Source organism: Marinibaculum pumilum (assembly GCF_042646425.1).
GTDB classification, from domain to species: domain Bacteria; phylum Pseudomonadota; class Alphaproteobacteria; order Ferrovibrionales; family Ferrovibrionaceae; genus Marinibaculum; species Marinibaculum pumilum.
Map to the genome: position 1 here is coordinate 1 of NZ_JBHRTR010000013.1, position 12,302 is coordinate 12,302.

Genomic DNA, 12,302 nt, shown 5'->3' on the forward strand with positions numbered 1-12,302 from the left:
TTGGCTCATCAAAGCTCCTCCTCACGGAGCTTGAATCACTGTTCGCAATCCCATGCTACAAATTTATGAGTTTACGACCTAGAGTCTTCCAAGGTTTGGTAGAAGGCGTGTCGTTCTCGGGCTTGACCCGAGAAGCCATTCCGCCAGCTGCTAAGAAGCGGCAAAGCTGGCGGAATGGATCCAGGATCAAGTCCGGGATGACGATTGTGAATGAGGCGCCGCTTCCATCTTTTTCGGGAACGCCCTAGCTGCCTTCCACCATCGCCCAGGCCTGGTTCGCCAGGTTGCGCGCCAGCTGGCCGAACTCCTGCGCGCGCTCGGAACTGGCATTGCCCAGCATGCCCCGCCGGTAGACGCCCTGGCTGATCGCGGCGAGCCGGAACAGGCCGAAGGCTACGAAAAACGTCCAGTTCTCGATCGGTGGCCGCCCCACCCGGTGGCAATAGCTGGCCAGATAGTCGTCGACCGCCGGAATGCCGGTGGCGATGTCGTCATTGTCGACCAGGCCGCCGAGGCCGGGGGCGGTGAAATAGTAGGGCATGCAGTTGTTGGCGAGATCCGCCAGCGGATGCCCGAGGGTCGAGAGTTCCCAGTCGATCACGGCCAGCACCTCAGGCTCGTGCTCGTGGAAGATCATGTTCTCCAGCCGGTAGTCGCCATGCACGACCGCCGCCGGCTCGTCCGGCGGCGCATGGGCCTGCAGCCATTCCAGCAGCCGCGCCATCGCCGGGATCTCGCCGGTGGAGGAGGCCTCGTACTGCCGCGCCCAGCGGTCCAGCTGGCGGGCGAAGTAGTTGCCCGCCCGGCCGAAATCCGACAGGCCGGCGGCCGCCGGATCGATCCTGTGCAGCTGCGCCAGGGCGGTGTTCATCGCATCGTAGATCTGCCCGCGCTCGCGCGGCTCCAGCTCCGGCAGGGCGGGATCGCGGAACACCCGGCCCCGCACGAAGTCCATGACGAAGAACGGCGTGCCGATCACGCCTGCATCCTCGCAATAGAGGTGGATGTCCGGCACCGGCAGGCCGGCATCGCGCAGCGCCCGCATCACCACGGCCTCGCGGTCGATGGCATGGGCGGAGGGCAGCAGCCGGCCGCCGGGCTTCTTGCGCAGGACCAGCGAACGGCCGGGCATGTGCAGCAGGTAGGTGGGATTGGAATGCCCGCCGCGGAACTGGGATACCGTCAACGGGCCCCGGAAATCGGGCAGCCGGTCGGCCAGATAGTCGGTCAGCGCCGCCTGATCGAACTGATGCGCGGCGCGGACCGGGCCCACGTCGCGTTCATGTCTCACGCCACCCGTCTCCCTGGACGCACGTTATGCCTACGGTGCTTGGGCGGGGCCTGCCCGGCCTGATCCAAGGGGATCGGCAGGGCCGGCATACCGTCGGCAAGATCCTACGGGGACGGGACAGGCGGTTGCAATCGCGCGCGCGGCGATTCGCGCAACGATGCATCCCGGGGCAGGCGATTGCCGCGCCGGCGGGCGGCGCGGCGGTCGCGTGTCAGCGTGGGTCAGCCCAGGCGTCAGCCATTTCGGGCGAGCATGCGCTCGACCTGCTTCCAGCCCATCTCCGCCATCGGACGGGCGCGCTTGCCCTGCTGGATCGCATGTTCGCTGGCCGCGGTGCCGTCCATCGCCCGGCCCATGATGCCCTGCAGGATCCCCGCCAGGCGGAACATGTTGTAGGCGAGGTAGAATTCCCAGTGCGGGATGTCCTCCCGCCCGGTGCGGCGGCAATAGGCCTTGCGATAAGCCTCCTCCGACGGGATGCCCAGGGCCTCCAGGTCCAGCCCGCCGATGCCGCGGAACAGCCCCGGCTGCAGGCGCCAGGACATGCAGTGATAGGCGAAGTCGGCATTGGTGTCGCCGAGGGTGGAAAGCTCCCAGTCCAGCACCGCCAGGACCCGCGGTTCGGTCGGATGGAAGATCATGTTGTCCAGGCGGTAATCGCCATGGACGATGCCGATCTGCTCGTCCTCGGGAATGTTCTCCGGCAGCCAGGCGATCAGGTTGTCCATAGCCTCGATGGTCTCGGTCTCCGACGCCTTGTACTGCTTGGTCCAGCGGCTGATCTGGCGGGCGATATAGTTGCCCGGCTTGCCGAAATCCTCCAGCCCGACGGCCTTGTAGTCGACATTGTGCAGGGCGGCGATGACGGTGTTCATGCCGTCATAGATCGCGGCGCGCTCCGACGGCGTCATGTCGGGCAGGCTCTGGTCCCACAGGATCCGGCCGTCGACGCAGTCCATGACGTAGAACATGGTGCCGATGACGTCCTCGTCCTCGCACAGGGCATAGGGCCGGGCCACGGGCACGTCGGTGGGGTACAGGGCGGAGATCACCTTGAACTCGCGGTCCACCGCATGGGCCGACGGCAGCAGCTTTCCCGGCGGCTTGCGCCGCAGCACGTAGCTGCCGCTCTTCGCCTCCAGCCGGAAGGTCGGGTTGGACTGGCCGCCCTTGAACTGTGCGACCTCCAGCGGCCCCTCGAACCCCTCCACATGGGCGTGCATCCACGCCTCCAGCTTCGCGGTGTCGAACTGGTGGCGCTCCTGCACCGGCATGGTTCCGCTGAACTTGTCCGTGTCACTCATCGACGTCTTTCCCCCTGACTGCCTTTCGTTCGGATACCCTGTGCCTGGTTCGGATGTCGGGCACTCAGCGGCGGGGCGGGCGGGTGCGCTGAACCGCCCGCCAGCCGATGTCGCGGCGGCAGAAGCCGCCCGGCCAGTCCACCCGGTCCACCGCCTCGTAGGCGCGGGCCTGCGCCTCGCGGATATTGGCGCCCAGCGCCGTGATGCCCAGCACCCGGCCGCCGCTGCTGACCAGCTGCCGGTCCCGGGCGATCGCGGTACCGGCATGGAACACCAGGACATCGTCCATCCGTTCCACATCGGCCAGGTTGCGGATCGGCTCGCCCGACCGGTAGCGGCCGGGATAGCCCTTCGCCGCCATGACGACGCACAGCGCCGTCTCCGGGTACCAGCGCAGGTCCATGTTGCGCAGCGCGCCGTCGCGGGCCGCCACCAGCGCCGGCATCAGGTCCGACATCAGGCGGGCCAGGATCACCTGCGCCTCCGGGTCGCCGAAGCGGGTGTTGAACTCGATCAGCCTGGGCACATCGCCGTCCAGCATCAGGCCGCAATACAGGATGCCCTTGAACGGCCGTCCCTCCGCCGCCATGCCGGAGATCACCGGCCGCACGATCCGCTCCATCACGGCCGACTGGATGCCCGGCGTCAGGATCGGCGCCGGCGAATAGGCGCCCATGCCGCCGGTGTTCGGGCCGGTGTCGCGATCGCCGACCCGCTTATGGTCCTGCGCGCCGGCCAGCGGCAGCGCGGTCTCGCCGTCGCAGATCGCGAAGAAGCTCGCCTCCTCGCCGGTCAGGAATTCCTCCACCACCACCGTGCGGCCGGCACTGCCCATCGCCCCGCCGAACAGCGCCTGCGCGGCGGCGACCGCCTCGGCCTCGCTCTCCGCCACGGTGACCCCCTTGCCGGCAGCCAGGCCGTCGGCCTTCACCACCACCGGGCTGCCGAAGCGGGCGATCGCCTCGCGTGCCTGTTCGATGCTCTGGCAGGCCTGCCAGGCCGCCGTCGGGATGTTGTAGCGGTCGCAGAAGTCCTTCGCGAAGGCCTTCGACGATTCCAGCTGCGCCGCCGCCTGGGTGGGGCCGAAGGTCGGCACGCCCTTGCCCTCCAGGAAGTCGACGATGCCCTTCGAAAGTGGCGCTTCCGGGCCGACCACGACGAACTCGATCTCGTGCTCGCGAACGGCCGCCAGGACCGCCGGGAAGTCCATCGGATCGATCGCCAGGCAGGTGGCGATGTCGGCAATGCCGCCATTGCCCGGGGCGCAGTAGAGCCCGGTCACCAGGGAAGAGCCGGACAGGGACCAGCAGAGCGCATGCTCGCGGCCTCCGGAGCCGATGATCAGTACCCGCATCTCGTCCTTGTTCGGTTCGCTGGTTTGTTCGGTTCGCTGGCCAGACCGGTTCGCCCGGGGGACGGGGCGACGTCCCTGCCGGCGGCGACCTGCCGGGCCGGACCCCTGACCTGCCCGCCCTCTGAGCTGGCTGGTGCCTGACCTGGCCTGTCGTCGTGCGGCGGACCGACAAGCACGGTTCCGTGACCCGTCCGCCCCCCCCTATCATCGGGGTAGATAGCATGCCGGTCGCGGTTTCCAAAACCTCGCGCCCGGCGGCCGCGACGGTGGAAGACGGATGGCGGATTCGGCAAGCAACCTGCAGGAATGGACGGTCGGCGAGATCTCCCTGCGGCTGAAGCGCAGCGTGGAGGATGCGTTCGGCCATGTCCGGGTCCGCGGCGAGATCTCGGGCTTCAAGCGGGCCGGGTCGGGCCACCTGTACATGACCTTGAAGGACGACCAGGCGGTGCTGGACGCGGTCTGCTGGCGCGGCACCGCGGCGCGGCTCGGCGTCCGGCCGGAAGACGGGCTGGAGGTGATCTGCACCGGCAAGCTGACCACCTTTCCGGGACGTTCGAAATACCAGATGGTGATCGAGCGGATGGAACTGGCCGGGCTCGGCGCGCTGATGGCGCTGCTGGAGCAGCGGCGCAAGGCGCTGGCCGCGGAAGGGCTCTTCGATGCCGAACGCAAGCGGGACCTGCCCTACCTGCCGGCGGTGATCGGCGTCGTCACCTCGCCAACCGGTTCGGTGATCCGCGACATCCTGCACCGCCTGCGGGAACGGTTCCCGACCCGGGTCCTGGTCTGGCCGGTGCTGGTGCAGGGGGAGAATGCGGCCGGCCAGGTCGCTGCCGCGATCCGCGGCTTCGACGCGATCGCGCCGGGGGGGGCGGTGCCGCGGCCGGACGTGCTGATCGTCGCCCGCGGCGGCGGCAGCCTTGAGGACCTCTGGGCCTTCAACGAGGAGGCGGTCGTGCGGGCGGCGGCGGACTGCCGGATCCCGCTGATTTCCGCGGTCGGGCATGAGACCGACACCACCCTGATCGACCATGCCGCGGACCGGCGTGCGCCGACCCCGACCGCGGCGGCGGAGATCGCGGTACCGGTGCGGCTGGACCTGCTGCAGGACCTGACCGCGCTTGGCGCGCGGGCGGATTCGGCGGCACAGCGGCGGACCGTGCTGGCCCGGCAACGCCTGGCGGACCTGGCCCGCGGCCTGCGCGGACCCCGCGAACTGCTGGCCCTGGCGCAGCAGCGCTATGACGAACTGGCGGAACGGCTGCCGCGGGCCGCGCGCGCGGCGCTTGCGGAGCGCCGCGGGGCGTTCGCCGCCACCGCGGCCGGCCTGCGCCCGGCGACCCTGTCGCGTGAGGTCCGGCGCCTGCATGAGCGGCTGGACGGCAGCGCGCGCCGCCTGGACGGCTGCGCCGGCCGCCTGGTGCCGCCGCGGGCGGAGGCCCTGGCGCGCCAGGCCCGGCTGCTGGACAGCCTGTCCTACCGCTCCGTCCTGGCCCGCGGCTTCGCCCTGGTGCGCGGCCCGGACGGGCCGGTGCGGCGCGCGGCGGCGGTCCGCCCCGGTGCCCGGCTGGAGTTGGAGTTCGCCGATGGCCGCCGCGGCGTGCTGGCGGAAGGCGGCCCCGGCGACGGTGGCGCCGGGTCTGAAGCCACCGGTCCCGAAGCAGCCGGTTCCGAAACAGGAGGCGGCGCGGCTCAGGCGGCCGCAAGTCCCGCCCGCCGGCGGCGGCCCGCAGCTGCCGCCGCGTCCTCGGGCGCGCCCCGCAGCGGCGGCAAGCGCCAGGGCGAGCTGTTCTGAGCGCGGGAGGCGGGCCTCCGGGTCGTCAGCCCGGGATAGCTTGCCTTCACCGGGACAACTTGCCTTCAGTGGGGGAAACTGTTTTGAACCGGGATCTCAAGCCGCAGTTCAGTGATGCAGGAGCCTCATCAGACATGTTCGGAAGCAAGGAGCCGCTGGGCGGCGAAGCCCGCGTCGTCTATCGCGATGCCGCGTTCGACGTGATCGCCCCCGGCAGCTTCGTCACCTGCGCGGTGACCGGGCAGCGGATCCCGCTCGCCGACCTGAAGTACTGGAGCGTCGACCGGCAGGAGGCCTATGCCACCCCCGACGCCGCCACGCAGGCCTTCACCAAGGCCGATTACAGCGAGGGCTGAGCAGCCGGCCGACCGCCGCAGCGATCCGATCTCCGTCCTTGCCGGCACGACGGACCGGCCGGCCCAGACCAGGGAGCAATCCATGACCCGCCTGCCGTCCAGGGCGGCGGCTGCCATCGCGCTCGCGGCGGCTGCCTGCCTCTCCCTTTCCGTCGCGTCCCGCGCCGAGCCGGTCCCGGCCAGCGACCTGGCGCCGGGCCAGACCCCCGGCATCCCGGTGCCGCCGGCCCGCATCGACGCCGCCGTCGACCGTCTCGACGGCCTGGCGGAGGAAATCCTGGCCCGCAGCGGCATTCCCGGCTTGGCCGTGGCGGTGGTCCGGGACGGGCAGACCGTCTATGCGAAGGGCTTCGGCCTGCGGGAGACCGGAAAGCCGGGGCAGGTCGATGCCGACACCGTCTTCCAGCTGGCCTCCCTGTCGAAGCCGGTCGGCGCGACGGTGGTCGCCACCCAGGTCGGCGCCGGGCGCATCGCCTGGGAGACCCCGGTGGTCGCGCATCTGCCCTGGTTCGCCCTGTCGGATCCCTGGGTCACCGACCATGTGACGGTCGGCGACCTCTATGCGCATCGGTCGGGCCTGCCGGACCATGCCGGCGACGACCTGGAGGATCTGGGCTTCGACCGGCGCACGGTGCTGGAGCGGCTGCGGCTGCTGCCGCTGGCGCCGTTCCGTGCCAGCTATGCCTATACCAATTTCGGCCTGACCGCGGCGGCATCGGCGGTCGCCGCGGCCGCAGGCGCCGACTGGGCGGCGCTGTCGGAGGAGGCGGTGTACCGGCCGCTCGGGATGAGCCGCACCAGTTCGCGCTTTTCCGACTTCGCGGCGCGGGAGAACCGCGCCATCGGCCATGTCCGCCAGGGCGACGGCTTTGCCGCGCTGCTGACCCGGCAGCCGGATGCCCAGTCGCCGGCCGGCGGCGTCAGTTCGTCGGCCGCCGACATGGGCCGCTGGATGGCGATGGTGCTGCAGGACGGAAGTGTCGACGGTGCCGAGGTGGTGCCGGCGAAGCCGCTGCTGGCGGCGGTGACGCCGAAGGCGATCAGCAAGCAGGCGGACAGCGACGATGTCCGCCCGTCGCTCTACGGCTACGGCTTCGGCGTCGGTGTCGAGCCTTCGGGCCGGGTGGTCCTGAGCCATTCCGGCGCCTTCGCCATGGGGGCCAGCACCGCCCTGCTGCTGATCCCGTCGCTGGACCTGGGAATCGTCGTGCTGACCAATGCCCTGCCGACCGGCGCGGCGGAGGCCCTGTCCCAGGAATTCGCGGACCTGGCGCAGTATGGCGGCATCACCCGCGACTGGTATGCCGGCTATGCCCGCGTCATGGCGCCGCTGTCGGCGCCTGCCGGCAGCCTGGCCGGCGCCTCCGCACCCGCAGAGCCGGCGCCGGCGCTCGATCCGGCGGACTATGCCGGCGCCTACGAGAACCCCTATTTCGGACCGCTGGAGATCGATGTCCGGGACGGCGCGCTGGTGATGAGCGTCGGGCCGATCCCGATGCGCTTCCCGCTGCGGCACTGGGACGGCAACCGCTTCGTCTTCGTGCCGGCAGGGGAGAACGCGCCCGCCGGCTCGCTCTCCGCCGTGGATTTCGCCCAGGACGATGCCGGGCGGATCGCCGCGGTCACCGTGGAGGTCTTCGACCGCGCCGGACAGGGGCGCTTCGTCCGGCCCTGAGGCGCGGTCGCCGGTCGCGCCGTCAGCCGCCGGCCGGGTCCAGCTTCGCTGCCGTCCGGATCAGACCGACCAGCATCGCACGGCGGCCGGCCGGGTCGTCGCCGACCGCGCCCGCGGCAAGCGCGGTCAGCGCCGGCCAGCCGCCCCGGGTCGCCCGATCGTTCCGGTCGCCCAGGGCATCGCCGCGCAGCTTGCGGGCGAACCAGGCCACCGCCGTGGCGAAGCGCAGATCGTCGTGCGCCATGGCCGTCGTCGCGATCCGGTCGCGCGGGCCGACGAGCCGCACCACCTCACGCGGGTCCGCGCCATCCGCCGGCACGAACCGCAGGGCGATCCGGGCGTATTCGTCGGCTGTCGCTGTCGGCGGGGGAGCGCCGTCAGCATAGCGGCGCGCCGGGAAGGGCGCGGGGTCCAGTCCGGCCACGGTCACCTCGTAGAGGGCGGTGACGGTCAGGCCTGAGCCGACCTCGCCCGCATCCACCGCGTCGTCCCGGAAATCGGAAGTCTGCAGCGCCCGCGTCTCGTAGCCGATCAGCCGCCAGGAGGTGATCGTCGCGGGATTGAACTCGATCTGGAACTTCACGTCGCGCGACACCGTGGTCAGGGCGGCGGTCAGACCGTCGACGAAGACGCGCTCCGCCTCGTCGATGCCGTCCAGAAGCACGGCGATGCCGTTGCCGTTCTGCGCCAGGGCCTGCATCAGGTCGTCGCGGGTATTGCCGCCGCCGACGCCGACGACGTTCAGGTCGATGCCGTCCGCGGCCTGGCGCCGGATCAGGGTCGTCAGGTCGCCGGGATCGCTGGGGCCGATGTTGAAGTCGCCGTCGGTCGCCAGGATCACCCGGTCGGCGGCGCCCGGCCGCTTTGCCATCCGTGCTGCGGCATAGGCCATGTCCAGGCCCTGCGCGCCGGCGGTGCCGCCGCCGGCCTGCAGCCGGTCGAGGGCGCCGAGGATGGTTTCCCGTTCAGCTGCCGAGGTCGGCGCCAGGACGGTGCGGATACCCGCGGCATAGGTGACGATCGCCAGGGTGTCCCGTGCCTGCAGGCCGTGCAGCAGCAGGCAGACGGACTGCTTCACCAGCGGCAGCCTGCCGGCGCCGCGCATCGATCCCGAGACGTCGAGCAGCAGCACAAGGTTGGCATCGGGCCGGGCCGCGTCGGGCACCGTCCAGCCCTTCACGCCGACCGCCAGTATGTGCCGGTCGTCGCGCCAGGGCGCCGGGTACAGTGCGGCGGTCGGGCGAAAGCCCTCCTCGCGGCTGGCGGGGGCCGGATAGGCATAGTCGAAGGCGTTGACCATTTCCTCCGGCCGCACCGCGTCGGCCGGGGGCAACCGTCCCTGTTCCAGCCAGCGCCGCACGTGGGAGAGGGACGCCGTGTCGACATCGGCCGAGAAGGTGGAGAATGGCTGCGATGCGGTTTCCACCACGCCGGACGGAGTGCTGTCGGGATAGCGCTCGCCCCAGCCGGTACGCGACTGCTGCACCTGGGCGAAGGGCAGGACGGAAGACGGGGCGACCACCGTCGCGCGGGGGGTCGGCGGCGCCAGGGCCGTTCTGCCGGCCGGCCGCCCGGCGGCGAGATCGGCGATGCCGGCGGCCTCCTGGCGCTCCAGCCGGGGCGCGGGCATGCCCTTGGCGCGCAGTGGCAGGCTTTCCCGTTCCGGTGGCGGCGGCGCGGCGTAGCGCGCGGTGCAGTACTGCCGGACGGCCGGGTCGGTCGCCGCCGCCGCATCGCCGGGTACCGGCATGGAAAGGATGGCGGCTGCGGCGGCACCTGCCAGGCCCAGGAGTGCGGATCGGGTCATCGCGCCCTCTTTGCGTCATGGATCGGGATGGCCATTCCGCGGCCGGAATGCGGCGAAATCCGTCTCGGATTGCGGCGATTCCAGGGCAGGGGACCCGGCGCTGCCGGGATCAGCTGTCCGGCCAGCGGCGGTGCACCCAGAACCATTGCTCGGGATGGGCGCGGACCCAGTCCGCCAGGGTGTCGTTCATGCGGGCGAGCAGCGCGGCGACATCGTTGCGGTCGCGTTCGCTGCCCTGCGGCGGGATCGGCGGCAGGACGGTGATGCGGAAGCGGGCGCCGCTCAGCCGTTCGGAGAAGGCAGGCAGCAGCGGCCGGCGGAAGCGCAGGGCGAAATCCGCCGGCATCGTCGCGGTCATCGCCGGCCGCCCCATGAACGGCACAGCCATGCCGTCGTTCATCTTCTGGTCGACCAGCAGGGCGATCGTTTCCCCCGACTGCGCCGCCTGCAGCAGGGCGCGGACCGACCGCGCACCCTTCGGCAGCTGGCGGCCGGCGGCCGGCGCGCGCAGCTTCTGCAGCAGGCGTTCGGCGACCGGGTTGTTGGCGGCACGGTAGATCACCGTCGGCGGCGTGCCGAGCTGGCTGGCGGTCAGGCCCAGGATCTCCCAATTGCCGATATGGCCGGAGAAGTAGATCACCTCCAGCCGCCCGTCGCGCGGGGTGGCATGTTCCAGCCCTGCCACCGTGATGCGCGGGTCCGGCCCGTGGATGGAGAAGGCGTCCAGGTGCGGATACTCGAACGCGGTCCGCCCCAGATTGTCCCACATGCCGCGCAGGATGCGCCGCCGCGCCGCCGCGTCGAGATCGGGCATGGCGGCCTGCAGGTTTGCCTGCGCGGTCCGATGCGGGCGGGTCAGCGGGCCGAAGGTCCGGCCCAGGAAGCCGCCCAGGGCCGAGGCCCAGTCCACCGGCAGCCGACGGATCAGCCAGACCCCCGCCCAGGCCAGACCACCGGTCAGGTAGTCCAGCGGCCGCGCCTTGCGGCTGCCATAGGGGGTGTCGGTCATGGCCGGGCCTCCCGCGCCGCGGGCGGCGCAATCCGGGCGAGCGCATGCGCGATCGCCCGCTCCAGCGCCGACGGGTCGTCGAACTGCAGCCGCACCGGCACCGCCGTCACCAGCGCCTGCGCGTCGGCCGGCAGGCGGACATGGTCCTTCTCCGTCGTGACCGGGCGGGCGCCGGCCTCGGCGGCCGCCTCCAGCAGCCGGGCGACCTGGTCGACGGTATAGGGCGCGTGGTCGGGAAAGGGGATCTCCGCCACCGGCCGCGCGCCCAGCGCCCGCAGAGTGGCGAAGAACTTCTCCGGGCGGCCGATCCCGGCAAAGGCGAAGACCGCTTGCCCGCGCAGCGCGGTGGCGGTCCCCTCCGGCACCTCGAAGCGGGCCGTGCAGCGCGGCAGCCGGGCCAGGGCGGCGGGCATCGGCGGCCCCGCGCCGGCCGGATCGGCTATGGCGAGCAGGGCGTCGGCGCGCGCGAGTGCCGGGCTGAGCGGTTCGCGCAGCGGGCCTGCCGGCATCACCCGGCCATTGCCCAGCCATTGGCCTTCGTCCGCCACCAGCAGGGAACAGTCGCGGGCCAGGCGGTAGTGCTGGTGGCCATCGTCCAGCAGCAGCAGCTGCGCGCCGGCGGCGATTGCCGCCCGCGCGGCCGCGACCCGGTCCCGCGCCACCCAGGTCGGTGCGGCGCGGGCCAGCAGGAGCGGCTCGTCGCCGGTATCGGCGGCACCGTGCCGCCCCGGGTCCACCCGGACCGGGCCGGCCAGCCGGCCGCCATAGCCGCGGCTGAGAATATGGACCGCGATCCCCGCCGCTGTCAGGCGTTCCGCCAGGGCGATGGCGACCGGCGTCTTGCCGGTGCCGCCGGCGGTCAGGTTACCGATGGAGATCACCGGCACCGCGACTCTGTGACGACGGCTGGTCCAGCGGTCCAGCCGTGCGCCCAGGCCGTACAGCCAGCCCAGCGGCGCCAGCAGCGCCGCCAGGCCGCCGCGGCGGCGCCAATGCTCAGGGGTGCGCATCGCCCGCCATCGCCGGCGGCGCCGGCGCGATCGGCTCATGGCCGCAGGCGCGGTCGGCGTCCGCGGCGATGCGGTTCAGCTCCGCCTCCAGCTCGCGGCGCAGCGCTTCCAGGCGGGCCGGGTCGGCGTCGTTCGGGACCGTCATGGGCCGGCCCCAGATGACGGTGCCGCGGCAGAACGGCAGCGGCAGGATGAAGCGGTCCCAGGACCGCAGCACCTTGCAGCGGCCGGTGGCGTAGGCGCAGGGCAGGATCGGCGCCCCGGACATCCGGGCCAGCAGGATCGTGCCCATCTGCGCGCGCATGCGGGGTCCGCGCGGACCGTCCGGGGTGATGCCGATCCGGCCGCCGTCGCGGAGCACGGCCAGCATGCGCCGGAAGGCCTGGCCGCCGCCCTTGGACTGGCGGCCGGGCCGGTGGCTGGAGCCGCGCACCGGCTGCACGCCGAAGCTGGCGGCGGCGCGCGCGATGATCGTGCCGTCGCGGTGCTGCGAGATCAGGCTGTGCCAGACCGGGCGCATCGGCCAGAGCATCGGCATCATCAGCAGTCGGCCATGCCAGGCGGCGGCGATCACCGGCCCGCCGCCGTCGACCAGCGGCGCCACCTCCGCCCAGCCGACCCGCCGCCAGCGGATCGTCAGATGCACGAGCCGGATATAGGCAGCGATGATCCGGCCCAACGCGGCCTGGGCCCTGGGG

10 protein-coding genes are annotated in these 12,302 nt (G+C 72.0%); 3 read left to right on the forward strand and 7 right to left on the reverse strand.

Going from position 1 to position 12,302, the window contains the following annotated elements:
* Window positions 1-244: 244 nt before the first annotated feature.
* The 3 genes from ACFOGJ_RS04165 to purD all read right to left on the reverse strand — a co-directional run bounded on the left by ACFOGJ_RS04165 (window position 245) and on the right by purD (window position 3,949).
* Complete coding sequence (locus tag ACFOGJ_RS04165; protein WP_379898382.1) at window positions 245-1,291, reverse strand: phosphotransferase; 1,047 nt, start codon at window positions 1,289-1,291, stop codon at window positions 245-247.
* Between the two features lie 233 nt (window positions 1,292-1,524).
* Window positions 1,525-2,595 (reverse strand): phosphotransferase, encoded by a 1,071-nt coding sequence (locus ACFOGJ_RS04170; protein WP_379898384.1) that lies wholly within the window; start codon window positions 2,593-2,595, stop codon window positions 1,525-1,527.
* Window positions 2,596-2,659: 64 nt separating this feature from the next.
* A complete protein-coding gene (gene purD / locus ACFOGJ_RS04175) occupies window positions 2,660-3,949 on the reverse strand; it encodes a phosphoribosylamine--glycine ligase (RefSeq protein ID WP_379898386.1) in 1,290 nt (429 codons plus the stop codon).
* A gap of 277 nt (window positions 3,950-4,226) precedes the next feature.
* On the opposite strand from purD, the gene xseA reads away from it, so the two are divergent.
* The 3 genes from xseA (at window position 4,227) to ACFOGJ_RS04190 (ending at window position 7,778) form a co-directional block, all read left to right on the forward strand.
* Complete coding sequence (gene xseA, locus ACFOGJ_RS04180; protein WP_379898388.1) at window positions 4,227-5,747, forward strand: exodeoxyribonuclease VII large subunit; 1,521 nt, start codon at window positions 4,227-4,229, stop codon at window positions 5,745-5,747.
* Between the two features lie 134 nt (window positions 5,748-5,881).
* Window positions 5,882-6,103, forward strand: a complete 222-nt coding sequence (locus tag ACFOGJ_RS04185; protein ID WP_379898389.1) for a DUF2093 domain-containing protein — start codon at window positions 5,882-5,884, stop codon at window positions 6,101-6,103.
* Window positions 6,104-6,185: 82 nt separating this feature from the next.
* The gene (locus tag ACFOGJ_RS04190; RefSeq protein ID WP_379898391.1) at window positions 6,186-7,778 is read left to right on the forward strand and encodes a serine hydrolase; all 1,593 of its coding nucleotides are present in this window, start codon (window positions 6,186-6,188) and stop codon (window positions 7,776-7,778) included.
* Window positions 7,779-7,800: 22 nt separating this feature from the next.
* On the opposite strand, the gene ACFOGJ_RS04195 is transcribed toward ACFOGJ_RS04190, so the two are convergent.
* The 4 genes from ACFOGJ_RS04195 to ACFOGJ_RS04210 all read right to left on the reverse strand — a co-directional run bounded on the left by ACFOGJ_RS04195 (window position 7,801) and on the right by ACFOGJ_RS04210 (window position 12,283).
* The gene (locus ACFOGJ_RS04195) at window positions 7,801-9,585 is read right to left on the reverse strand and encodes a vWA domain-containing protein (protein WP_379898392.1); all 1,785 of its coding nucleotides are present in this window, start codon (window positions 9,583-9,585) and stop codon (window positions 7,801-7,803) included.
* 109 nt (window positions 9,586-9,694) lie between these two features.
* Window positions 9,695-10,594 carry a lysophospholipid acyltransferase family protein gene (locus ACFOGJ_RS04200; RefSeq protein WP_379898394.1) on the reverse strand — a complete coding sequence of 300 codons (900 nt, stop codon included), beginning with the start codon at window positions 10,592-10,594 and terminating at the stop codon, window positions 9,695-9,697.
* Entirely contained in the window at window positions 10,591-11,604 is a 1,014-nt protein-coding gene (gene lpxK / locus ACFOGJ_RS04205) for a tetraacyldisaccharide 4'-kinase (RefSeq protein WP_379898396.1), read from the reverse strand. Before lpxK ends, ACFOGJ_RS04200 begins: the two co-directional genes overlap by 4 nt.
* On the reverse strand, window positions 11,591-12,283 hold the full coding sequence (locus ACFOGJ_RS04210) for a lysophospholipid acyltransferase family protein (protein WP_379898397.1): 693 nt from the start codon (window positions 12,281-12,283) through the stop codon (window positions 11,591-11,593). The genes lpxK and ACFOGJ_RS04210 overlap by 14 nt, the downstream gene beginning before the upstream one ends.
* Window positions 12,284-12,302 lie beyond the last annotated feature (19 nt).

Coding starts and splice junctions, on each gene's coding strand:
- ACFOGJ_RS04170 (WP_379898384.1), bottom strand. CDS start 2,595: ATGAGTGACACGGACAAGTTCAGCGGAACCATGCCGGTGCAGGAGCGC.
- purD (WP_379898386.1), bottom strand. CDS start 3,949: ATGCGGGTACTGATCATCGGCTCCGGAGGCCGCGAGCATGCGCTCTGC.
- xseA (WP_379898388.1), top strand. CDS start 4,227: ATGGCGGATTCGGCAAGCAACCTGCAGGAATGGACGGTCGGCGAGATC.
- ACFOGJ_RS04185 (WP_379898389.1), top strand. CDS start 5,882: ATGTTCGGAAGCAAGGAGCCGCTGGGCGGCGAAGCCCGCGTCGTCTAT.
- ACFOGJ_RS04190 (WP_379898391.1), top strand. CDS start 6,186: ATGACCCGCCTGCCGTCCAGGGCGGCGGCTGCCATCGCGCTCGCGGCG.
- ACFOGJ_RS04195 (WP_379898392.1), bottom strand. CDS start 9,585: ATGACCCGATCCGCACTCCTGGGCCTGGCAGGTGCCGCCGCAGCCGCC.
- ACFOGJ_RS04200 (WP_379898394.1), bottom strand. CDS start 10,594: ATGACCGACACCCCCTATGGCAGCCGCAAGGCGCGGCCGCTGGACTAC.
- lpxK (WP_379898396.1), bottom strand. CDS start 11,604: ATGCGCACCCCTGAGCATTGGCGCCGCCGCGGCGGCCTGGCGGCGCTG.